Consider the following 21,425-nt stretch of genomic DNA (forward strand, 5'->3'; position numbering starts at 1 on the left):
TCACCACGACGTTCACGCCGAACGAGCGGCCCAACCTGAGCGCCTCGTGTACGGTCCCGCGGTCAGTCCTGCGGCGTGTGGTACGAGACCAGCTGGGCCACGCCCGGCTCGACGCCCTTCCAGGAGCCGCTGAAGCTGAGCACCGCGACCGCCGCCGTCGGGAAGCCCCCGAGGCGCAGCCGCTCCAGCGCGTCCGGATCGCCCGCGTCCCCGGCCAGCACCTGGGTCAGCCCCAGCACGCCCGGGTTGTGGCCGACCAGCACCACGTCCGCGTACTCCTCCGGGGTCTCCTGGAGGACGGCGATGATCTCCCCGGGGCTGGCCTCGTAGACCCGCTCCTCGTACACCGTCCGGAGCGGCCGCTGCGGCAGCTCGTGCACCGCCAGCTTCCACGTCTCGCGGGCGCGCAGCGCGGTCGAGCAGAGCACGTAGTCGGGGCTGATGCCGGAGTCGACCAGCCAGCGGCCGGCGTCCGGGGCCTGGTGACGGCCCCGGTCGGCCAGCGGCCGGTCGTGGTCGTCCACGCCGTTCGGCCAGTCGGCCTTGGCATGGCGGAGAACGATGATCCTGCGGGGCGTGTCGGCGCTCATACCCAGCAAGCTTGGCAGAAAAGCGGCCCGGCGGCGCGATGCCCCGGGATGCCGCCACTCCGAGGGACGACCCGTGTCACCATGCCCCGTTCACCGGGGCGTCAGCCGGCGTACGGCCGTCCGTCAGCCCATCGTGGCGGCGACGGTGGCGATGATCGACACCAGCACCGCGATGGCGGCGAAGGCGAGGGCGATGCGGCCGAGCTGCTTGCGGCCGTCGGTGGGGTTGGGATCGAGAACGGGCATGTCCGGAAGTCTCCCACTCCGAACACGCCCGCCGTCCGCCGACCCCGCCCCCTTGGCCGGGTCTTGACCCGCCCGTCGGGGCCCGGCCCTCCCCCGCGCGTCCTCACACCCCCGGCGGGGGCGTCACGCCGCGGCCCGCTCCGCCGGGTGCACCGCCTCGTCCTCGATGTGCCGGGCCCGCGCCGCGCGCAGGCCGAACAGCATCTGCGGCACCAGCAGCAGCGACAGGAAGCCCAGCGGCCAGTACCACTCACCGGTGGCCCCGTAGAGCCAGCCGACCAGGATCGGGCCCGGGATGGACACCAGGTAGCCGATGCCCTGGGCGAAGGCGGAGAGCTGCGCGACCCCGCCCGCGGACCGGGCCCGCAGTCCGATCATGGTCAGCACCAGCGGGAAGGCGCAGTTGGACAGGCCCAGCAGGACCGCCCAGAGCCAGGCGCCCCCGGCCGGGGCGATCGCCAGACCGGCGTACCCGGCGATGCCGCAGCAGGCCAGCAGCACCACGAACAGCCGCTGGTCGCCGCGGCGGGCGGCCAGGTTGGGCAGCACGAAGGAGACCGGCACGCCGATCACCATGGTGACCGCGAGCAGCACGCCGGTGGTGCCCTCGCCGATGCCGGCGTCCTGGAAGATCTGCGACATCCAGCCCATGACCACGTACGCGCCGGTGGCCTGGAGGCCGAAGTACCCGGCCAGCGCCCAGGCGGTCCGGCTGCGGGTGATCGGCAGCCGGACGGGGGCGGCGGCGCCGCCGGCCCGCTCGCCGCGCTCCCGCTTGGCGATCAGCACGAACAGCCAGAGCACCAGGGCGAGCGCCCCCAGGACGGCCCAGACGCCCAGGCCGTAGCGCCAGTCGCCGCCGAGCGACTTGGTCAGCGGCACGGTGACGGCGGCGGCCAGCGCGGTGCCGGCGGACAGCGCCATCGAGTAGAGGCCGATCATCGGCCCGACCCGGTCCGGGAAGTACCGCTTGATCACCACCGGCAGCAGCACGTTGGAGACCGCCACCCCGGCCAGGGCGAGGGCGGTGAGCAGCAGGAACACGGCGGTGCCGCCGGCGAACGAGCGGGCCAGCACGCCCGCCGTGATGGCGCCCATGCCCGCCGTGACGACCGCGATCGGACCGATCCGACGGGCCGCCGCGGGCGCGGCGAAGCCGAACAGCCCGAAGCAGAGCGACGGGACGGCGGTGAGCAGCCCGGCGAGCGTCGGGTTCATCCCGAGGTCGTCGCGGACCTGCTTGAGCAGCGGCCCGAGGCTGGTGACCACGGGGCGCAGGTTGAAGGCGGCGGCGGCGATCGCGACGGCGAACAGCACGCCGAGGTACTTGGCGGAGCCGGAGGCGGCGGGCCGCTCTTCGGTCGGCGGCCGGCTCTCGGTCCGGGAGGAAGCGGTGGTGTCTGCTGCGGGCATAGAGAGCATCATAGAATGATGGGATGAATTGATGCACCTTGGAATTGGCATGATGTGCCGACCGTTCATCCACCGGCCACCTCCCACCCAGGCCCCACCCGAGCCGTAGCCGCAAGGAGTCCCCCGTGGCGCTGTCCTCGCCGAGGCGCACCCCGCTGTCCGACCAGGTGATCGCACAGCTGCGTGCCCAGATCACTTCCGGGGAGTGGCCGGTCGGCTCGCGCATCCCCACCGAGGCCGCCCTGGTCGAACAGCTCGGCGTCGCCCGCAACACCGTCCGCGAGGCCGTCCGCGCCCTCGCCCACAACGGGCTGCTCGACATCCGCCAGGGCTCCGGCACGTATGTGCTGGCCACCAGCGAGCTGGCCGGCGTGATGCACCGCCGCTTCGCCGACGCCGGCCAGGACCAGGTCGCCGAGCTGCGGGCGGCCCTGGAGACCTCCGCCGCCGGCCTCGCCGCCCACCGCCGCACCCCGCGCGACCTGGAGCTCCTGGACGGCGCCCTGGCCCGCCGGGAGGCCGCCTGGCACTCCGGCGACGCCGAGGACTTCGTCCAGGCCGACGCCGCCTTCCACCAGGCCGTGGTGGCCGCCGCCCACAACGACGTCCTGCTCGCCGTCTACGCCGACCTCGGCGAGGTCACCCGCGAGCACCTGCGGCACGACGTCGGCCCCGAGCTGATCGCCGAGCGCTACATCGGCCACCACACCATCCTGGAGGCCATCCGGGACGGCGACGCCCAGCGCGCCTCCGTCGAGGCCGGCCGCGCCATCGGCGCCTGCGGCACCGCGGACGTCTGACCGCGCCGGCGTCCACCCGGAACGCCGCTGCCCGGCACCCCCGCGAGGGAGGGCCGGGCAGCGGCGTACGGGCGGAGCGTCAGGCGCCGATGGCGTGCAGACCGCCGTCGACGTGGATGATCTCGCCGGTGGTCTTCGGGAACCAGTCCGACAGCAGCGCGACGATGCCGCGGCCGGCCGGCTCCGGGTCGCTCAGGTCCCACTTCAGCGGGGAGCGGTGGTTCCAGGTGTCGGCCAGGTCGCCGAAGCCCGGGATGGACTTGGCGGCCATCGAGCCGATCGGACCGGCCGAGATCAGGTTGCAGCGGATGTCCCGGTCGCCCAGGTAGCGCGCCAGGTAGCGGTTGGTCGACTCCAGGGCGGCCTTGGCCGGGCCCATCCAGTCGTACTGCGGCCAGGCGTACTGCGCGTCGAAGGTCAGGCCGACCACCGAACCGCCGTCCTGCATCAGCGGCAGCAGCGCCGTGGTCAGCGACTTCAGCGAGTACGCCGAGACGTGCATCGCGGTGGCCACGGACTCCCACGGGGTGTCCAGGAAGTTGCCGCCCAGCGCGTCCTGCGGGGCGAAGCCGATCGAGTGGACGATGCCGTCCAGGGTCGGCAGGTGCTCGCGGACCTGGTCGGCGATGCCGGCCAGCTGCTCCGGGTTGGAGACGTCCAGCTCCAGCACCTTGACCGGCTTCGGCAGCTTCCGGGCGATCCGCTCGGTCAGGCTCGGGCGCGGGAAGGCGGTGAGGATGATCTCCGCGCCCTGCTCCTGCGCGAGCTTGGCGGTGTGGAAGGCGATGGAGGACTCCATCAGCACACCGGTGATCAGGATCCGCTTGCCTTCGAGGATTCCACTCATGATCAGTGACCCATGCCCAATCCGCCGTCGACGGGAATGACGGCTCCAGTGATGTACGCGGCCTCGTCCGACCCGAGGAACCGCACGGTGGAGGCGACCTCGGCGGGCGCCGCGTAGCGGCCCAGCGGCACGCCCGCGACGATCTCCGCGCGGCGCTCGTCACTGAGCACGGCGGTCATGTCGGTGTCGACGAAGCCGGGGGCGACCACGTTGACGGTGATGTTGCGCGGGCCGAGCTCGCGCGCCAGCGACCGGGCGAAGCCGACCAGGCCGGCCTTGGAGGCGGCGTAGTTGGCCTGGCCCGGGGAGCCGGACAGGCCCACCACGGACGAGATCAGCACGACGCGGCCCTTCCTGGCGCGCATCATCAGCTTGGACGCGCGCTTGACCACCCGGAAGGTGCCGGTCAGGTTGGTGTCCACGACGGAGGTGAAGTCCTCCTCGGACATGCGCAGCATCAGCGTGTCCTTGGTGATGCCCGCGTTGGCGACCAGCACCTCGACCGCGCCGTGCTTCTGCTCGATCTCGGTGAAGGCGGCGTCGACCTGCCCGGCGTCCGTGATGTCGCAGCGCACCGCGAGGACGTCGTACTTGGCCAGCGCCTCGGGCACCTCGCCCGAGCGGCTGGTGATGGCCACCTTGTCGCCCGCTTCGGCGAAGGCCTGGGCGATCGCGAGGCCGATGCCCCGGTTTCCTCCGGTGACGAGAACCGAGCGGCTCAACGATCCACCTCTCTCCGTGAGTGAGCGCGTACGTCGGAATGCGTACGCAGTGTGACGCTATCGGGCGGTCGGCGACGGCGGCGCATCGGTCTCCCACAGCGCCGCCCCGGCGGATCTGTCGCAATCCGACAATCCGTACCCGTCCGTGCCGTCCCGGCGACGGAGACCGCCCAGGCCCGGGCGCTGCCCGGATCGGGGCGACTGTACGGGAACAACACGGGCGGGCGCACCCGTTGCCCCCGTGGTGCGGGGCCGGCCCGGGACCGGCCGTACCGATCCCCGACCATCCCGGCGAGCGACGAAGGCAGAGCGGATGACCAAGGCACGGCCCCGGAGCACCCACCGACGCGGACGACTGCTGGCCCTCACCGCCCTGGCGGCCGGCCTGGGCGCGACCGCCTGGTCGCTGCGCGACCTGCCGGCGGCGTTCGGGCGACGGCCGGACGGCGAGCGCGAGGAGCGGGTGCGCAACTCCCCGCAGTACCGCGACGGCGTCTTCCACAACGCGCCCTCCGCGCTCGCCCGCGCCACCGGCGCCCCCGGCTTCGACGGCGCCACCGCCCGCCGGATGCTGTTCGAGCGGGCCGGCCGCGTCCCCGCCCACCCGGTGCCGACCGTCCGCCCCGCCACCCCGCCCGGGCCGGCCGCCGAGGGCGTGGAGGTCACCTGGTACGGGCACGCCTCCGCGCTGGTGGAGATCGAGGGCTTCCGGGTGCTGCTCGACCCGGTCTGGAGCGACCGCTGCTCCCCCGCCGCGCACGTCGGCCCCAAGCGGCTGCACCCGGTGCCGGTCGGGCTGGAGGAGCTGCCCCAGGTCGACGCGGTGCTGATCTCGCACGACCACTACGACCACCTGGACATGGCGACGGTCAAGCGCCTGGTGCGCAGCCAGTCCGCGCCCTTCGCCGTGCCGCTCGGCATCGGCGCCCACCTGCGCCGCTGGGGCGTCCCCGAGCACCGGATCATCGAGCTGGACTGGGACGAGACCTGCACCCTGGGCGACCTGGTGCTCACCCTGACCGCGGCGCACCACTTCTCCGGCCGCGGGCTGACCCGCAACACCACCCTGTGGGGCTCCTGGGTGATCGCCGGCCCGAAGCGCAAGGTCTTCTACACCGGCGACTCCGGCTACTTCGAGGGCTACGCCCGGATCGGCGCGCAGCACGGCCCGTTCGACGCCGCGCTGGTCCAGATCGGCGCCTACGACGCGGCCTGGGCGGACATCCACATGACCCCCGAGGACGCCGTCCTCGCGCACCGGGACCTGACCGCCGGCCTGCTGGTGCCGGTCCACTGGTGCACCTTCAACCTGGGCCTGCACCCGTGGGCCGAGCCGATCGAACGGCTGGTGAAGGCCGCCAAGGAGCAGGCCGTCCCGCTGGCCGTGCCGCGCCCCGGCGAGCGGGTCGACGTCGACAACCCGCCGGAGCTGGACGGCTGGTGGGAGACCGTCGGCTGACGGCCCGGGCCCGAGGGCCGCGGAGCCGGGCACCGGAGGCCCGACCGGACGGTCCCTCACTGCGGCGCACCGGTCGAAATGCGCTGGCCGGAAACCCGGTGGACGGGAAATGATGCGGTGCGGGCGCCCCTGTGGCGCCGCACCGCCACCCTCCGCGACCTGGGAGCCCGATTGCCTCCGATCCCTCCGGCCGATCGCTCCGGTGCCCCGCACGGGCGCGCCGTCGACCCGGCGTTCCTCGCCCTGCCGCTGCGGCCCCTCGCCGACGCCGCCCTCGCCCGCGCCCGCGAACTGGGCGCGAGCCACGCCGACTTCCGCCTGGAGCGGATCCGCAGCGCCTCCTGGCGGCTGCGCGACGCGCGTCCGGCCGGCACCTCCGACAGCGTGCAGCTCGGTTTCGCCGTCCGGGTGGTGCTGGACGGCGCCTGGGGCTTCGCCGCCGGTGTCGACCTCACCCCCGACGCGGCGGCCCGGGTCGCCGAGCAGGCCGTCGCGGTGGCCCGCCTCTCCGGCGGGATCAGCCGGGCGGCCGGCTCCACCGAGCGGGTCGAGCTGGCCGGCGAGCCGGTCCACCGGGACGTCACCTGGGTCTCCGCGTACGAGGTCAACCCCTTCGAGGTGCCGGACGCCGAGAAGACCGCGCTGCTCGCCGAGCGCAGCTCCCGGCTGCTGGCCGCCGAGGGCGTCTCGCACGTCCAGGCGGCCCTGCGGACCGTCCAGGAGAACAAGTTCTACGCGGACACCGCCGGCACGGTGACCACCCAGCAGCGGATCCGGGTGCACTCCGACCTGGAGGCCACCTCGGTCGACGAGCGCACCGGCGCCTTCGACTCGATGACGACCCTGGCCCCGCCGGTCGGCCGCGGCTACGAGTACGTCACCGGCACCGGCTGGGACTGGGACGCCGAACTCGCCGAACTGCCCGTCCTGCTGGCCGAGAAGATGCGGGCCCCGAGCGTCGAGGCCGGCCGCTACGACCTGGTGATCGACCCGACCAACCTCTGGCTGACCATCCACGAGTCGATCGGCCACGCCACCGAACTGGACCGCGCGCTCGGCTACGAGGCCGCCTACGCCGGCACCTCCTTCGCCACCTTCGACCAGCTCGGCTCGCTGAAGTACGGCTCCGAGCTGATGCACGTCACCGGCGACCGCACCGCCGAGCACGGCCTGTCCACCATCGGCTACGACGACGAGGGCGTGGCCACCCAGTCCTGGGACCTGGTCAGGGACGGCGTCCTGGTCGGCTACCAGCTCGACCGCCGCATCGCCGCACTGAAGGGCTTCGAGCGCTCCAACGGCTGCGCCTTCGCCGACTCCCCCGCACACGTCCCGGTGCAACGGATGGCCAACGTCTCGCTCCGGCCGGCCGTCGACGGCCCGGACACCGCGGGCCTGGTCGGCCAGGTCGAGAACGGCCTCTACATCGTCGGCGACCGTTCCTGGTCGATCGATCAGCAGAGGTACAACTTCCAGTTCACCGGGCAGCGCGCCTACGCCATCAAGGACGGCGAACTCGCGGGCCAGGTCAAGGACTTCGCCTACCAGGCCACCACCACCGACTTCTGGGGCTCGATGGCGGCGGTCGGCGGCCCGCAGACCTACTTCCTCGGCGGCGCCTTCAACTGCGGCAAGGCGCAGCCCGGTCAGATCGCGGCGGTCAGCCACGGCTGCCCGTCGGCGCTGTTCCGCAACGTCAACGTGCTCAACACCCAGCAGGAGGCGGGTCACTGATGACCGCGAAGCAGCCCCACGAACTCGTCGAGCTGGCGCTCGGCCTCTCCCGCGCCGACGGCTGCGTGGTGATCGCCGACGAGGAGTCCACCGCCAACCTGCGCTGGGCCGGCAACGCCCTGACCACCAACGGCGTCACCCGCGGCCGCCGCCTCACCGTGATCGCCACCGTGGCCGGCGCCGAGGGCACCGCCTCCGGCGTGGTCTCCCGCGAGGCCGTCACCGCGGCGGAGGTGGAGGGCCTGGTACGGGCCGCCGAGGAGGCCGCCCGCGCGGCCGGCCCGGCCGAGGACGCCCAGCCGCTGATCGCCGGCGGGCCCTCCTCGCCGGACTTCACCGAGCCGCCCGCACTGACCTCCATCGAGGTGTTCGACGCCTTCGGCCCGGCCCTCGGCGAGGCCTTCGCCCGCGCCGCGGCCCAGGGCCAGCTCCTGTACGGCTTCGCCCGGCACGAGATGACCTCCAGCTACCTGGGCAGCTCCACCGGCCTGCGGCTGCGCCACGACCAGCCCACCGGCATGGTCGAGATCAACGCCAAGACCGCCGACCTCTCCAGCTCCGCCTGGGTGGGCGCCTCCACCCGGGACTTCGCCGACGTCGACGTCGCCGGCCTGCACACCGAGCTGACCAGGCGGCTCGGCTGGGGCGCCCGCAAGGTGGACCTGCCCGCCGGGCGGTACGAGGCGCTGCTGCCGCCCTCGGCCGTCGCCGACCTGCTGATCGTCCTCAACTGGTCCTCCGGCGGCCGGGACGCCCAGGAGGGCCGGACGGTCTTCTCCAAGCCCGGCGGAGGCACCCGGATCGGCGACAAGCTCAGCGCCCTGCCGCTGACCCTGCGCTCCGACCCGCGCGAACCCGGCCTGGAGGCCGCGCCGTTCGTGCTCACCCACTCCTCCGGCGGGGACTACTCGGTCTTCGACAACGGCCAGCCGATCACCGCCACCGAGTGGATCCGCGAGGGCGTGCTGAACGACCTGGTCACCACCCGCCACGCGGCCGCCCTCACCGGCCTGCCGGTGCGCCCGGCGATCGACAACCTCGTGCTGGAGACGGCCGACCAGGAGTCCGCGCCGACGCTGGACGAGATGATCGCCCGCACCGAGCGCGGCCTGCTGCTCACCTGCCTCTGGTACATCCGCGAGGTGGACCCGGCGACGCTGCTGCTCACCGGGCTCACCCGGGACGGCGTCTACCTGGTGGAGAACGGCGAGGTCGTCGGCGAGGTCAACAACTTCCGGTTCAACGAGTCCCCGGTGGACCTGCTGAACCGGATCACCGAGGTGGGCCGCACCGAACGCTGCCTGCCCCGCGAGTGGAGCGACAACGTCACCCGCACCGCGATGCCACCCGTGCGTGTCACGGACTTCAACATGAGTTCGGTCAGCCAGGCCTCTTAGCCGCTGACCGACGGGGGATACGAGAGACATGATGGACGAGAAGCGCCTGGTCAGGTCGAGCAAGATGCTGTCGCGGATCCTGCGGCACGAGCCCGGGCTGGCGGGGGTCGCGCTGGACGCGTCCGGCTGGGTCCGGGTCGACGAGCTGCTCGCCGGGCTCGCCGCCCGGGGCCGGCCGCTCACCCGGGCCGAGCTGGACCACGTCGTGGCGACCAACAACAAGCGCCGCTTCGGCTACTCGCCGGACGGTCTCTCGATCCGCGCCAACCAGGGCCACACGGTGGCGGTCGACCTCGGCCTGACCGCCACCGTGCCGCCGCCCGTGCTCTACCACGGCACCGCCGACCGGCACCTGGCGGCGATCTTCCGCGAGGGCCTGCGCCCGATGGCCCGCCAGGACGTCCACCTCTCGGCGGACACCGGGACGGCCACCGGGGTCGGCGCCCGGCACGGCCGTCCGGTGGTGCTGACCGTGAACGCGGCGGCGATGACGGCGGCCGGCCACGAGTTCCGGCTCAGCGAGAACGGCGTCTGGCTCACCGACGCCGTGCCCCCGCGGTACCTCTCCCGCCGCTCCTAGCGCCGAGCCGCACCGCACCGCCGAGGGCCTGTCCGCTCCGCCGGACAGGCCCTTCGCGTACCCGACCGGGTGGGTGCGGCCCACCCGGTCTCGTCGCCGGGTGCGCCCGGGCGTACCGTGAGGAGGCCGCGCGGCCAGGCGCGCGGGTGCGCGACGAGGGCGGTAGGACACATGGGCAAGAGCGCCGACGACGGGCAGGTCTTCCGGATCACGGGGGCGCGCAGCAGCCTCACCGAGGACGTCCGGGGACGCCAGCGCCGCTACGTCATCTCGATGCTGCTCCGCACGGTCTGCGTGCTGCTCGCGGTGGTGCTGTGGGACGTCCAGCGCTGGCTGGCGTTCGCGGCGCTGGCGGGCGCCGTCCTGCTGCCGTACTTCGCGGTGCTGATCGCCAACGCGGGCCGGGAGCGGGCCCCGGGGCTGCCGAGCACCTTCGACATCCCGCTGGACACCCCGCTGATGCTCGGCCCCGGTGGGACGGGTGGGGCTGGTGCGAAGGCTGGTACAGGAGAGGCAAAGGCCGTTCCCACCGATCCTTCACAGGACGTGGACTGACCGTCCGTTTCATGCCGCTTCACCCCCGTCCGGCTCAGCGAAAGCTCAAAAGAAGCTCAGATTAATCATGCAAGACCTCCCCATCCGAGGGTCTTGGCGTGACATACTGCGTACGCGCTCCGCATCCCCCGTCGGAGCGACGGACCGACGCCGGGCGGCTCCCCCCGTGGCTGCCCGGCGTCGCCATGCCCGGATCCGGTCGGCCCGGACGGGCGTGACAGACTGGCGGTGCAGACCCACCCGCCAATCGTTGAGGACGGCCCGATGGACACCCCGCAGACGCCGATCTGCTCCGCCAAGGGCTGCCGGACGGACGCCGGCTGGGTGCTGGTGTGGAACAACCCCAAGCTGCACACCCCGGACCGCCGCAAGACCTGGCTCGCCTGCGACGGGCACCGCGAGCACCTGTCCCAGTTCCTCTCGGTGCGCGGCTTCCTCAAGGAGGTCGTCGCCTTCGCCGACTGGACCCCCGAGCCCGCCGAGGGCTCCGGGAAGCCGGCCTAGCGCCTGCCCGACCGGCTCAACCGGCCCAACCCGCTCGGCCCGCTCAGCCGCCGATCGCGGACATCGGCCGCTCGGGCTGGAGGAACTCCGGGTCGTCGATCCCGGCCCCGGCCTTCTTGCCCCACATCGCCGCCCGCCACAGCGCGGCCAGTTCGGCGTCGTCCGCGCCGGAGCGCAGCGCGGTGCGCAGGTCGGTCTCGCCGGTCGCGAACAGGCAGTTGCGCACCTGGCCGTCGGCGGTCAGCCGGGTGCGGTCGCAGGCCCGGCAGAACGGCCGGGTGACCGAGGCGATCACGCCCACCCGGCCCGGGCCGCCGTCCACCAGCCAGCGCTCGGCGGGTGCCGCGCCCCGGCTCGCGGACGGCTCCGGGGTGAGCGTGAAGCGGGTGCGCAGCAGGTCCAGGATCTCCGTCGCGGTGACCATCGACGTACGGTCCCAGCCGTGCTGGGCGTCCAGCGGCATCTGCTCGATGAAGCGCAGCTCGTAGCCCCGCTCCAGGCACCAGGCCAGCAGGTCGGCCGCCTCGTGGTCGTTGACCCCGCGCATCAGCACCGCGTTCAGCTTCACCGGTGCCAGCCCGGCGGCCTCGGCGGCGGCCAGCCCGTCCAGGACGTCCTGGTGGCGGTGGCGGCGGGTGAGGGTGTGGAACACCTCGGGGTCGAGGGTGTCCAGCGAGACGTTGACCCGGTCCAGGCCGGCCTCGCGCAGCGCCGTCGCGGTGCGGGCCAGTCCGATGCCGTTGGTGGTCAGCGAGAGCTCCGGGCGCGGCTCCAGCTCCGAGCAGGCGGCGACGACGGCGACCAGTCCGGGACGCAGCAGCGGTTCGCCGCCGGTGAAGCGGACCTCGCGCACGCCCAGGTCGCGCACGGCCACGGTGACCAGCCGGACGATCTCCTCGTCGGTCAGCAGCTCGGGCTTGGCCAGCCACCGCAGGCCCTCCTCGGGCATGCAGTAGGTGCAGCGCAGGTTGCAGCGGTCCGTGAGGGAGACCCTCAGGTCGACGGCCTGGCGTCCGAAGGTGTCGAGCAGCACGTTCGTCCTTCCCCGAGATGCGGCCGGCCCGGCCACCGTCACGGCGGGCCGGGCCAGCATAGTCATCGCGGGACGATCAGTGGGCGCCCAGCCCGGTCAGCGAGCGGACCTCCAGTTCAGCGTACTTCGCCGCGTCGGGGCGTTCCCTGGACAGCAGCGTGCCGAGCCAGCCGGCCAGGAAGCCGACCGGGATGGAGACCAGGCCGGGATTCTCCAGCGGGAACCAGTGGAAGTCGGAGTGCGGGAAGAGCGAGGTCTTCGCGCCGGAGACCACCGGAGAGAAGACCACCAGCGTCACCGAGGTGAGCAGTCCGGCGTAGACCGAGCTGACCGCGCCGACGGTGGTGAAGCGCTTCCAGAACAGCGAGTAGAGCAGGGTGGGCAGGTTCGCCGAGGCGGCGACGGCGAAGGCCAGCGCGACCAGGGCGGCGGTGTTGAGCTTGTCCGCGAAGAGGCTGAGCACGATCGCCACCGCCCCGATCGCGACCGCGGCCCACTTCGCCGACCGCACCTCCTCCTTCTCGCTCGCCTTCCCGCGCCGGATCACGTTGGCGTAGAGGTCGTGGGCGAAGGAGGCCGAGGAGGCGAGCGTGAGCCCGGCGACCACGGCCAGGATGGTGGCGAAGGCGACCGCCGAGATCACCGCGAGCAGGATCGCGCCGCCGGTGCTCCCGGCGCCCCCGCCGAGCGCCTCGGCCAGCTGCGGGGCCGCGGTGTTGCCCGCCGCGTTCGCCGCCTTGATCGCCTTGGAGCCGACCAGCGCGGCCGCGCCGAAGCCGAGCGCCAGGGTCATCAGGTAGAAGACGCCGATGATGCCGATCGCCCAGAGCACCGACTTCCGGGCCGCCTTGGCGGTGGGCACGGTGTAGAAGCGGACCAGGATGTGCGGCAGGCCGGCGGTGCCGAGCACCAGCGCGATGCCGAGGCTGATGAAGTCGAGCTTGGCGGTGCCGCTGCCGTACTTCTGCCCCGGTTGGAGGAAGGCCTCGCCCTTGCCGCTCGCGCTCGCCGCCGCGCCGAGCAGTTCGGAGGGGTTGAAGTGGTACTTGGCCAGCACCAGGACGGTCATCAGCGCGGCGCCGGCGATCAGCAGCACCGCCTTGACGATCTGCACCCAGGTGGTGCCCTTCATCCCTCCTATCACCACGTAGACGATCATCAGCGCGCCGACCCCGACGATGGTCCAGCGCTTGGCGGCGCCTCCCTCGGCCCCCAGCAGCAGGGCCACCAGGGTGCCGGCGCCGACCATCTGGGCGAGCAGGTAGAAGATCGACACCACGATGGTGGAGACGCCCGCCGCGGTGCGCACCGGGCGCTGGCGCATCCGGAACGCGAGCACGTCCGCCATCGTGAAGCGGCCGGAGTTGCGCAGCGGTTCGGCGATCAGCAGCAGGGCGACCAGCCAGGCGACCAGGAAGCCGATCGAGTAGAGGAAGCCGTCGTAGCCGCTGAGCGCGATGGTCCCGGCGATGCCGAGGAAGGAGGCGGCGGACATGTAGTCGCCGGAGATGGCCAGGCCGTTCTGGAAGCCGGTGAAGCCGCGGCCGCCGGCGTAGAAGTCGGCGGCGCTCCTGGTCTGCCGCCCGGCCCAGACGGTGATGCCGAGGGTGGCGAGGACGAACACGCCGAACAGGGCCATCGTCAGGCCGCGGTGCTCGGTGGCGGAGCTGGCGAGCAGGCTCATTCGGCGGACTCCCGGGGAGCGTGGACGACGGCGCCGTGCGCCTCGCGGATCGCCGCGGCTGGCGGGTCGATCCGCCGGTCCGCGTAGCGGGCGTACCAGGCGGCGATGGCGAAGGTGGTCACGAACTGCAGCAGCCCGAGGACCAGGGCCACGTTGACGTGCCCGAGGACCTTGGTGCGCATCAGTCCCGGGGCGTAGCAGGAGAGCAGGACGTAGAACAGGTACCAGAGCACGAAGCCGATGGTGACCGGGAAGGCGAAGCTCCGGAACGAGCGCCGCAGCGTACGGAACTCCTCGCTGTTGTCGATGAGTTGGGCTTCCGTGGCGGCGGTGGTGGTGAGCGGCGGCGAATCCACGCTGTCTCACTCCTTCGGCGTATTTGTCACACGGGGGGAACGATCGAACGTGAGGGGCGTCACATGTCTGGTGTGCGCCGCGCAATGCTAGGAGCGTCCTGCCCGCCCCGGAAGGGGTTGACCGCGATCAGTCGACCGTTCACCCCCTCGCACCATCCGATTGGCCGAAAAACAGCCCATCCCAGCGACCGCACCGCCCACGATCGGCCCCCGGAACCTCCCCGGAGAACGGCTCCGGCCCGTGCCGCACCCCGAACGGGGCGGCACGGGCCGGAGCCGGGAGGCCGACGCCTCAGAAGGCGATCCGCACCTTCAGGGCCGAGCGGTCGTCCATCGCGCGGTAGCCGTCCGGAACGCCGTCCAGGCCGACGGTCCGGTCGAAGACCAGGCCCGGCTCGATGGCGCCCGAGAGGACGTCCGGCAGCAGCTCGGGGATGTACGCGCGGGCCGGGGCGACGCCGCCGTTCAGCGAAACGTTCCGGCCGAACATCTGACCGATGTCGACGCCCGCGCTGCCGCCGTGCGGCACCCCGACGTAGCCCACCGCGCCGCCGTCCCGGGCTATCGAGACGGCCGTCCGCATCGACTCCTCGGTGCCGACCGCCTCCAGCACCGCGTGCGCGCCCTGCCCGCCGGTCAGCTCCTTCACCGCCTCGACCGCGGCCTCGCCGCGCTCCGCCACCACGTCCGTCGCACCGAAGCGACGGGCCAGCTCGGTGCGGGCCGTGTGCCGGCCCAGCGCGATGATCCGGCCCGCGCCCAGCCGGTGCGCCGCCAGGACGCCGCACAGGCCCACCGCGCCATCGCCGACCACCGCGACCGTCGCCCCGGGCCGCACCCGCGCCGAGACCGCCGCGTGGTGCCCGGTGGACATCACGTCGGACAGCGCCAGCAGCCCGGGCAGCAGCTTCTCGTCGCCCGCCGCCTCCTTCGGCAGCTTCACCAGCGTCCCGTCCGCGAACGGCACCCGCACCGCCTCGCCCTGGCCGCCGTCCGAACCGACCTGCCCCCAGAACCCGCCGTGCGGGCAGGAGGTCTGGAGGCCTTCGAGACAGAAGTCACACACGCCGTCCGACCAGACGAACGGCGCCACCACGAAGTCGCCCTTGGCGAAGCCGCGCACCTCGGCGCCGACCTCCTCGACCACGCCGAGGAACTCGTGCCCGATCCGCTGCCCGGCCACCCGCTGCGCGACCCCGCGGTACGCCCACAGGTCGCTGCCGCAGATACAGGCGTTCACCACCCGGAGCACCACGTCCGTCGGGTACTGGATCACCGGGTCCGGGACGTCTTCGATCCGGATGTCGTTGGGGCCGTGAATCACGGTGGCACGCATGCGCTGTTCCTTAGCTGAACGGTCTCGACCAGGTGTACGACACCCCCGCTGACCACTCTATTCCGGCCGGTCGGTCGGAACATTCCGGCCGGAGCCCCCCGCCCGGCCCCTTATCCTGTTGGACCATGCAACCGATCCAGCCCGAGACGTACGGAGCGCCGCGGACCGCCCCGGTCCCCGCGCAGCGCTCCGCCGCCCCCGCCGGGGGCTTCGCGGTCGTCGACGTCGAGACCACCGGTCTCGGCCGCTCGGACCGCGTCATCTCGGCGGGCGTCTACCAGCTGGACCCGGACGGCGAGGTCGTCGACCACTGGTACACCCTGGTCAACCCCGAGCGGGACCCCGGCCCGGTCTGGATCCACGGCCTCACCGCCGAGCTGCTCGCCACCGCCCCGACCTTCCCGCAGATCGCCGAGGAGTTCGCCGCGCGCCTGCACGACCGCGTCCTGGTCGCGCACAACGCGCTCTTCGACTGGAACATGATCTCCCGCGAGTTCTCGCGGGCCGGCCTGCGCGCCCCGGTCGAGCAGCGGCTGTGCACCATGGTCCTCTCCCGCGACCTGCGCCTGCCGCTGCCCAACGGCAAGCTCTCCTCGCTCGCCGCCCACTTCGGCGTCCGGCAGCGCCACGCCCACAACGCCCTGGACGACGCCCGGGTGCTCGCCGAGGCCTTCCGCCCCAGCCTGCACCTCGCCCGCGACGGCGGCGTGCCGCTGCCGCTGCAGAACTGCGTCGCGGTCACCGACCTCGGCGAGGAGGAGCCCGCCGCCCCCGGCCGCGGCAACTGGACCGGCGCCTCGTACCGCCAGGCCAAGAAGCGCCCGCCCTGCCCGTACCCCAACCCGGGGCGCTGGCAGGACGGCAAACCGCTGGTCCAGGGCATGCGGGTGGCCATCACCGGCGACACCGCCACCGACCGCGAGGTCCTGGAGGACCGCGCGGTCGAGGCCGGCCTGCACATCGCCACCTCGGTGAGCCGCCTCACCAGCCTGCTGGTCACCAACGAGCCGGACAGCTGGAGCGGCAAGGCCCGCAAGGCCCGCGAGGTCGGCACCCCCGTCGTCGGCGAGGACGCCTTCCTCCAACTGCTGCGCGAGGTCGCCCCGCACCCCGGTGCGTGAGCCCGTTGTGAGGTCGGCGTACCGTTCCCATGTGTACCGTTTTCTGCTGACCCGACAGTGGCTGATCACCATGCTGGTCGCGCTGCTGCTGATCCCCGCGACGATCAAGCTGGGCTTCTGGCAGCTTCACCGCCACGAGGCACGGGTGGCCCGGAACGAGCTGATCGGCCAGGCCCTCACGGCCGCGCCGGTCCCCTTCGACACCCTGTCGCCGACCCCCGGCTTCGCGGTCCCCAAGGACCTCACCTGGCGCACGGTGACCGCCACCGGACAGTACGACCCGGCACACGAGTTCGTGGTCCGCAAGCGGACCGACTCCAGCGGGACCATCGGCTACTTCGTCGTGACCCCGTTCCGGCTCGCCGACGGCAAGGGCACCCTCCTGGTCAACCGCGGCTGGGTCGCCTCCGGCAACGGCGCCACCGAGTACCCGCCCGTCCCGGCCACCCCGGCCGGCGAGGTCGCCCTCACCGGCCGCCTGCGCGCCGAGGAGACCTACGGCGCCAGCGGCATCAAGGACCGCACCGGCCTGCCCGACCGCCAGTTCAACCTGATCAACACCGACGAGCAGGCCAAGCGGACCGGCGCCCCCCTCCTCGGCGGCTACCTCGAACTCGCCGGCACCACCCCGGCCCCGGCCGACCAACCCCAGCTGGTCCCCGAGCCCAACCACTCCGACATCGGCCCGCACATGGCCTACGCCATCCAGTGGTGGCTGTTCACCGCGATGATCCCGGTCGGCGTCTGGGTCCTCGCCCGCCGCGAGGCCAAGGACCGCGCCAAGCAGGCCGCCGAGGCCGAGGTCCCGCTCGACGCCGTCCCCGCCTAGAGGACGTCCTCCAGCTCCCGCAGCAGCCGCGCCTTCGCCCGCGCCCCCACCACCGACCGCACCGGCTGCCCGCCCCGGAACACCATCAGCGTCGGCATCGACAGCACCCCGTACGCCGCCTGGGTCCGCGGGTTGTGGTCCACGTCCAGGCTCACCACCCGCACCCGGTGCGCCTCCTCCCGCGCGATGTCCGCCAGCACCGGCGCCATCATCCGGCAGGGCGGGCACCAGTCCGCCGTGAAGTCCACCAGCACCGGCCCCTCGGCCGCCAGCACCTCCGCAGCGAACGTCTCGTCCGTCACCGCCGGCACACCCGCGATCTCCACCACCGTCTACTCCTTCGCCAGTTCACAATGGGGCGGTTCCTCGACGGCGGCCAGCTCGTCCCGCGCCCGTACGGCCCGGTCGAACTGCCCCGCCACCTGCGCCCTTACGTCCTGGAGCCGGGCGATGCACTCGTCCAGCTCCCCCAGCTTCCGCCGGTACACCTCCAGCGAGGCCGGACACGAGTCCCCCTCCGGGTGCCCCGCCCGCAGGCACTCCACGAACGGCCTGGTCTCCTCCAGCCCGAACCCGAAGTCCTGCAGCATCCGGATCTCGCGCAGCAGCCTGAGGTCCGCCTCGTCGTACGCCCGGTACCCGTTGCCCGCCCGCCGGGCCGGCAACAACCCCAACTGCTCGTAGTACCGCAACGCCCGCGTGGTCGTCCCCGCCCGCTCCGCCAACTCCCCGATCCGCATGCCGAACCACTCCTCCCGCACTTCCGACGACGACCGTAAACCTTCCCCCCGGCGTCAACGCCAGCCCCCTCGACCCGCTCCCCACCCTCCACACCGGGCACTATGTCCCCATGGATCTCGGACTGAAGGACAAGGCCTACATCGTCACCGGCGCCACCCGGGGCCTCGGCCTCGCGAGCGCCCGCGAACTCGTCGCCGACGGCGCCCGCGTGCTCGTCAGCGGCCGCACCCGGCAAGCCGTCGACACCGCCGTCGCCGGACTCGAGACCCTCGGCACCGCCCACGGCCTCGTCGCCGACAACGCCGACCCCGACACCCCCGAGCGCCTCATCGCCGAGGCCCGGCACCGCTTCGGCCGGCTCGACGGCATCCTGATCAGCGTCGGCGGCCCCCAGGCCGGCCCCGTGGAGACCACCCCCGAGGAGGCCTGGCGGGACGCCTTCGAGTCCGTCTTCCTCGGCGCCCTGCGCCTCGCCCGCGCCACCGCCGCCGCGCTCCCCGACGGCGGGGTGATCGCCTTCGTGCTCTCCAGCTCGGTCCGCCAGCCGATCCCCGGCCTGGGCATCTCCAACGGTCTGCGCCCGGGTCTCGCCATGGCCGCCAAGGCCCTCGCCGACGAGCTCGGCCCGCGCGGCATCCGGGTGCTCGGCCTGCTCCCGGCCCGGATCGACACCGACCGGGTCCGCGAGCTCGACGGCCTCGCCGCCGACCCCGACGCGGCCCGCGCCCAGGCCACCGCCTCGATCCCGCTGGGCCGCTACGGCACCCCCGAGGAGTTCGGCAAGGTCGCCGCCTTCCTGCTCTCCCCCGCCGCCTCCTACCTGACCGGCATCATGGTCCCCGTCGACGGCGGCGCCCTGCGCGGCCTCTGAGCCCGACCCGCCTACTCCACCCGCGCCTGCCCGCGCCCCCGCCGACCGCGCCGCCCCCGCCCCGGCCGCGGCTCGGCGTGGGCCGCCTGGAGGACCCGGATCCGCAGGTCGGCCGGCAGCTCCGCCAGCTGCAGGCTCCCGCACGCGTCCGTCCGGGGCCCGTCCTCGAAGTGCTCCACCAGCGCGGCCGGATCCCCGCCCGGCCGCAGCCGCACCGCCCCGCGCAGCCTCGGGTGCCCCGGCGCCCGCACCAGCCGCACCCCGGCCCGTTCGACGTCCGGCAGCACCGCCGTCCCGTTCTCCAGCGCCTCCTCCAGCGCCCGCGCACCGACCCGCAGCCGCAGCCCGCTCACCCCCGGCGTCGGCACCGCGATGCTCGACAGCCCGCTGCGCCGCAGCTGCGCCACCAGCCACCACGCCATCCCCGCCACCAGGGCGGTCAGTCCGCCGATCACCGTCGGCCACCACCACGACGACGCCACCCACCGCCCCCGGGACCGCGCGCTCACCACCGGCTGGTCGGGTGAGGTGAGCGGCCACCACTGCGGCGGGTGGACGCCCAGCCGCCGGTACAGGTCGAGCCCGCCCGCCAGCACCAGCACCCCGGCCGCCAGCAGCGCCGCCCCCACCACCCCCAGCACCACCCGGTTGACGACCGTCCTCCTCACCCGGCCGCCCCCTCGCCGCCGGCCGCCCCGGCCCCCGTCCCGGAACCGGTGGTCCCCGCCCCCGGGTCCTCCCCCGCCACGCCCCCGGCCCCCCGCCCCGTCCGCACGTCCAGCCGCAGCGGCCGCCCCAGCCCCACCCGCTCCAGCTCGTCCCGCAACTGCCGCTGCACCAGCGCCGGGTCCGCCACCCCCTCCAGCGAGATCCGGACCCGCCGCCGCCCGACCCGGATCCGCAGGCGGTCGATCCCGTCCAGGCCCGCCGCCCGGTCCGCGAGCAGGTGTCCGACCCCGGCCCGGTCGACGGCCGCGGTCGTCCCCCCGTAGGGCCGCAGCACGAGCCACCGCCGCAGCCCGGGCGCGACGGCGAGCCACAGCAGCCACCCGCCGAGCGCGGTCGCCGCTCCGGCCCCCACCAGCACCGCCAGGTCGTCGAGGTGGCGGGTCGCCAGCTCGTCCGCGATCTGCGCCCGCCACCGCCGCGCCGGCTGCCCCACCCGTACGGCGACCACGTCGTACAGCAGCGCCCCCGCCACCACCAGCACCGCCGTCGCCACCAGGGCCGCCGCGGCCGTACGGGGCGCCCGCAGCCGCCTGACCTTCTCCGGCCGGGCCCCCGGCACCGCCGCCGTTCCGGGCACCTCCTCGGTCACGAGGCGCCCCCCGTCACCAACTTCTCGACCACGACGACGACTTCCGACACCTTCGTCCCGGTCAGCCCCACCACCCGCTCCGCGATCCGCGTCCGCACGGCCCCGGCCAGCGCCGCGATGTCCGAGGGGAACGGCAGCTCGACCGCCACCCGGACCGTCACCGTGCTCCCCGGTACGGTCACCGAGACGTGCGGCGGCGCCCCCTTCGCCCGCCCGGCGGGCCAGGCCTCGGTCAGCACCTCCCGGACGGCCCGGGCCGCGATCCGCGCGTACACCCGGTCGGCGACCCGGAGCCGCCCCCGGCGCCCCGGCACGGAACCGGAACCAGAACCGGAACCCGGGCCGGGGCCCGGCACGGAACCCGACCCGGAGAGCGCGGCCGGAGCCGACGCGGGGCCCGCCATCAGCGGCGCCGGTCGCGGCCGCGGAGCAGGTCCCCGAGTTCGCCCAGCTCGATGTCGCCCTCCAGCAGGCGCCCGAGCACGAATCCGACCAGCCCGAGCGCGGCCACCAGCAGGAAGGCCGCGAACCCGCCGAAGTACCCGGCGAAGCCGAGGGCCATGCCCACCACCAGGCCGACGATGGCCAGGTTCATCCGCTACTCCCTCGTGTCCCGCTGCCTCGTCGGGTCCGCCGTCGGCCCGCCGCCGAACGCGCTACTTGAGCTTCGGCCGCTGCCCGGAGGGCGCCACCGGCTCCTCTTCCTCCTCGAACTCCGGTTCGTCCGGGAGGTGGACGTCGTTGACCGCGATGTTGACCTCGACGACCTCCAGGCCGGTCATCCGCTCCACCGCGTTGATGATGTTCTCCCGCACCTGGCGGGCGAGTTCGGGAATGACCACGCCGTACTCCACCACCAGGGCGATGTCGATCGCGGTCTGCTTCTCGCCGACCTCCGCCTTGATGCCCCGCCCGACGCTGGGCTTGCCGCCGGGCACCCGGTCCCGCATCGCGCCGAAGGTGCGGGCGAGCCCGGAGCCGAGCGCGTGGATCCCGGCGACCTCGCGGGCCGCCATCCCGGCGATCTTCTCCACCACGCCGACGGCCAGCGCGGTGCGGCCACGCTCCCCCACCGGCTTGGCACCGCCGCCGGCACCCGGCGGACCGGGGTTCGGGGCGCTGCCGCTGCCGGTGTGCTTGGGCATGGTCGCGGGCGTCGGAGTGTCAGGCATGGGTGCTTCTCCCGTCGTACGGCACCAGCTATATCGCAAACCTCCCCAACTCTGGCATTTCGCCACGATCCCCGCCCGGCGAGCACCGGCGGCCCTCCCCCGGCACGGGAAAGGGCC

The 21,425-nt window shown here is 73.7% G+C and carries 26 protein-coding genes; 10 read left to right on the plus strand and 16 right to left on the minus strand.

The annotated features are described in order from the left end of the window. Nucleotides 1-62: 62 nt before the first annotated feature. The 3 genes from ACFU7Z_RS14595 to ACFU7Z_RS14605 all read right to left on the minus strand — a co-directional run bounded on the left by ACFU7Z_RS14595 (nucleotide 63) and on the right by ACFU7Z_RS14605 (nucleotide 2,258). A complete protein-coding gene (locus ACFU7Z_RS14595; RefSeq protein WP_049652098.1) occupies nucleotides 63-590 on the minus strand; it encodes a histidine phosphatase family protein in 528 nt (175 codons plus the stop codon). Nucleotides 591-713: 123 nt separating this feature from the next. Continuing rightward, entirely contained in the window at nucleotides 714-836 is a 123-nt protein-coding gene (locus ACFU7Z_RS14600; protein ID WP_255357429.1) for an SGM_5486 family transporter-associated protein, read from the minus strand. Nucleotides 837-959: 123 nt separating this feature from the next. Continuing rightward, a complete protein-coding gene (locus ACFU7Z_RS14605) occupies nucleotides 960-2,258 on the minus strand; it encodes an MFS transporter (protein WP_074002094.1) in 1,299 nt (432 codons plus the stop codon). Nucleotides 2,259-2,374: 116 nt separating this feature from the next. Here ACFU7Z_RS14605 and ACFU7Z_RS14610 point away from each other — a divergent pair, with 116 nt between their 5' ends. Continuing rightward, a complete protein-coding gene (locus ACFU7Z_RS14610) occupies nucleotides 2,375-3,049 on the plus strand; it encodes a FadR/GntR family transcriptional regulator (RefSeq protein ID WP_074001597.1) in 675 nt (224 codons plus the stop codon). Nucleotides 3,050-3,128: 79 nt separating this feature from the next. Here the strand turns inward: ACFU7Z_RS14610 and fabI are convergent, their stop codons facing one another. Both fabI and fabG read right to left on the minus strand, forming a co-directional pair. Then, nucleotides 3,129-3,896 carry an enoyl-ACP reductase FabI gene (fabI, locus tag ACFU7Z_RS14615; protein ID WP_049652095.1) on the minus strand — a complete coding sequence of 256 codons (768 nt, stop codon included), beginning with the start codon at nucleotides 3,894-3,896 and terminating at the stop codon, nucleotides 3,129-3,131. A 2-nt stretch (nucleotides 3,897-3,898) separates the two neighbouring features. Then, a complete protein-coding gene (gene fabG / locus ACFU7Z_RS14620) occupies nucleotides 3,899-4,618 on the minus strand; it encodes a 3-oxoacyl-[acyl-carrier-protein] reductase (RefSeq protein WP_049652094.1) in 720 nt (239 codons plus the stop codon). Nucleotides 4,619-4,931: 313 nt separating this feature from the next. Here fabG and ACFU7Z_RS14625 point away from each other — a divergent pair, with 313 nt between their 5' ends. The 6 genes from ACFU7Z_RS14625 (at nucleotide 4,932) to ACFU7Z_RS14650 (ending at nucleotide 10,847) form a co-directional block, all read left to right on the plus strand. Beyond that, nucleotides 4,932-6,077, plus strand: a complete 1,146-nt coding sequence (locus ACFU7Z_RS14625; RefSeq protein WP_380777730.1) for an MBL fold metallo-hydrolase — start codon at nucleotides 4,932-4,934, stop codon at nucleotides 6,075-6,077. A 180-nt stretch (nucleotides 6,078-6,257) separates the two neighbouring features. Further along, nucleotides 6,258-7,811: a TldD/PmbA family protein gene (locus ACFU7Z_RS14630; RefSeq protein ID WP_375873316.1), complete on the plus strand. Its 1,554-nt coding sequence runs from the start codon at nucleotides 6,258-6,260 to the stop codon at nucleotides 7,809-7,811. After that, a complete protein-coding gene (locus ACFU7Z_RS14635) occupies nucleotides 7,811-9,208 on the plus strand; it encodes a metallopeptidase TldD-related protein (protein ID WP_380777731.1) in 1,398 nt (465 codons plus the stop codon). Before ACFU7Z_RS14630 ends, ACFU7Z_RS14635 begins: the two co-directional genes overlap by 1 nt. A gap of 31 nt (nucleotides 9,209-9,239) precedes the next feature. Continuing rightward, nucleotides 9,240-9,788 carry an RNA 2'-phosphotransferase gene (locus ACFU7Z_RS14640; protein WP_074002096.1) on the plus strand — a complete coding sequence of 183 codons (549 nt, stop codon included), beginning with the start codon at nucleotides 9,240-9,242 and terminating at the stop codon, nucleotides 9,786-9,788. 171 nt (nucleotides 9,789-9,959) lie between these two features. Continuing rightward, nucleotides 9,960-10,343: a DUF3099 domain-containing protein gene (locus ACFU7Z_RS14645; protein WP_049653522.1), complete on the plus strand. Its 384-nt coding sequence runs from the start codon at nucleotides 9,960-9,962 to the stop codon at nucleotides 10,341-10,343. Between the two features lie 264 nt (nucleotides 10,344-10,607). Beyond that, on the plus strand, nucleotides 10,608-10,847 hold the full coding sequence (locus ACFU7Z_RS14650; RefSeq protein ID WP_049653520.1) for a hypothetical protein: 240 nt from the start codon (nucleotides 10,608-10,610) through the stop codon (nucleotides 10,845-10,847). A gap of 43 nt (nucleotides 10,848-10,890) precedes the next feature. Here the strand turns inward: ACFU7Z_RS14650 and moaA are convergent, their stop codons facing one another. From moaA to ACFU7Z_RS14670, 4 genes are all read right to left on the minus strand, one after another. Beyond that, nucleotides 10,891-11,880 (minus strand): GTP 3',8-cyclase MoaA, encoded by a 990-nt coding sequence (gene moaA / locus ACFU7Z_RS14655; protein ID WP_049653518.1) that lies wholly within the window; start codon nucleotides 11,878-11,880, stop codon nucleotides 10,891-10,893. A 76-nt stretch (nucleotides 11,881-11,956) separates the two neighbouring features. Beyond that, complete coding sequence (locus ACFU7Z_RS14660; protein WP_049653517.1) at nucleotides 11,957-13,564, minus strand: cation acetate symporter; 1,608 nt, start codon at nucleotides 13,562-13,564, stop codon at nucleotides 11,957-11,959. Beyond that, entirely contained in the window at nucleotides 13,561-13,920 is a 360-nt protein-coding gene (locus ACFU7Z_RS14665) for a DUF485 domain-containing protein (protein WP_380777732.1), read from the minus strand. The genes ACFU7Z_RS14660 and ACFU7Z_RS14665 overlap by 4 nt, the downstream gene beginning before the upstream one ends. 292 nt (nucleotides 13,921-14,212) lie before the next feature. Next, complete coding sequence (locus ACFU7Z_RS14670; RefSeq protein WP_074001602.1) at nucleotides 14,213-15,256, minus strand: zinc-dependent alcohol dehydrogenase family protein; 1,044 nt, start codon at nucleotides 15,254-15,256, stop codon at nucleotides 14,213-14,215. 125 nt (nucleotides 15,257-15,381) lie between these two features. Between ACFU7Z_RS14670 and ACFU7Z_RS14675 the strand changes: the two genes are divergently transcribed. Together ACFU7Z_RS14675 and ACFU7Z_RS14680 are read left to right on the plus strand one after the other, a co-directional pair. Then, nucleotides 15,382-16,377: a DEDDh family exonuclease gene (locus tag ACFU7Z_RS14675; RefSeq protein ID WP_074001603.1), complete on the plus strand. Its 996-nt coding sequence runs from the start codon at nucleotides 15,382-15,384 to the stop codon at nucleotides 16,375-16,377. A gap of 31 nt (nucleotides 16,378-16,408) precedes the next feature. Then, the gene (locus tag ACFU7Z_RS14680) at nucleotides 16,409-17,206 is read left to right on the plus strand and encodes an SURF1 family protein (RefSeq protein WP_074001604.1); all 798 of its coding nucleotides are present in this window, start codon (nucleotides 16,409-16,411) and stop codon (nucleotides 17,204-17,206) included. Here the strand turns inward: ACFU7Z_RS14680 and trxA are convergent. Together trxA and ACFU7Z_RS14690 are read right to left on the minus strand one after the other, a co-directional pair. Continuing rightward, entirely contained in the window at nucleotides 17,203-17,535 is a 333-nt protein-coding gene (gene trxA / locus ACFU7Z_RS14685; RefSeq protein WP_049653505.1) for a thioredoxin, read from the minus strand. The two genes, ACFU7Z_RS14680 and trxA, sit on opposite strands and share 4 nt — an antisense overlap. Nucleotides 17,536-17,538: 3 nt before the next feature. Beyond that, on the minus strand, nucleotides 17,539-17,946 hold the full coding sequence (locus ACFU7Z_RS14690) for a MerR family transcriptional regulator (RefSeq protein ID WP_049653502.1): 408 nt from the start codon (nucleotides 17,944-17,946) through the stop codon (nucleotides 17,539-17,541). Nucleotides 17,947-18,056: 110 nt separating this feature from the next. Here ACFU7Z_RS14690 and ACFU7Z_RS14695 point away from each other — a divergent pair, with 110 nt between their 5' ends. Next, nucleotides 18,057-18,818, plus strand: coding sequence for an SDR family oxidoreductase (locus ACFU7Z_RS14695; protein WP_049653500.1), 762 nt, complete (start codon nucleotides 18,057-18,059; stop codon nucleotides 18,816-18,818). A gap of 11 nt (nucleotides 18,819-18,829) precedes the next feature. On the opposite strand, the gene ACFU7Z_RS14700 is transcribed toward ACFU7Z_RS14695, so the two are convergent. From ACFU7Z_RS14700 to ACFU7Z_RS14720, 5 genes are all read right to left on the minus strand, one after another. Then, entirely contained in the window at nucleotides 18,830-19,486 is a 657-nt protein-coding gene (locus ACFU7Z_RS14700; RefSeq protein WP_380777733.1) for an alkaline shock response membrane anchor protein AmaP, read from the minus strand. After that, nucleotides 19,483-20,136, minus strand: coding sequence for a DUF6286 domain-containing protein (locus tag ACFU7Z_RS14705; RefSeq protein ID WP_380777734.1), 654 nt, complete (start codon nucleotides 20,134-20,136; stop codon nucleotides 19,483-19,485). Before ACFU7Z_RS14705 ends, ACFU7Z_RS14700 begins: the two co-directional genes overlap by 4 nt. Beyond that, entirely contained in the window at nucleotides 20,133-20,450 is a 318-nt protein-coding gene (locus tag ACFU7Z_RS14710; protein WP_380777735.1) for a hypothetical protein, read from the minus strand. Before ACFU7Z_RS14710 ends, ACFU7Z_RS14705 begins: the two co-directional genes overlap by 4 nt. Before the next feature lie 89 nt (nucleotides 20,451-20,539). After that, nucleotides 20,540-20,731: a hypothetical protein gene (locus ACFU7Z_RS14715; RefSeq protein WP_049658455.1), complete on the minus strand. Its 192-nt coding sequence runs from the start codon at nucleotides 20,729-20,731 to the stop codon at nucleotides 20,540-20,542. A gap of 61 nt (nucleotides 20,732-20,792) precedes the next feature. Beyond that, nucleotides 20,793-21,281: an Asp23/Gls24 family envelope stress response protein gene (locus ACFU7Z_RS14720; RefSeq protein WP_074001607.1), complete on the minus strand. Its 489-nt coding sequence runs from the start codon at nucleotides 21,279-21,281 to the stop codon at nucleotides 20,793-20,795. Nucleotides 21,282-21,425 lie beyond the last annotated feature (144 nt).

The sequence above is a fragment of the Kitasatospora sp. NPDC057518 genome (assembly GCF_042802075.1).
Lineage (GTDB): Bacteria > Actinomycetota > Actinomycetes > Streptomycetales > Streptomycetaceae > Kitasatospora.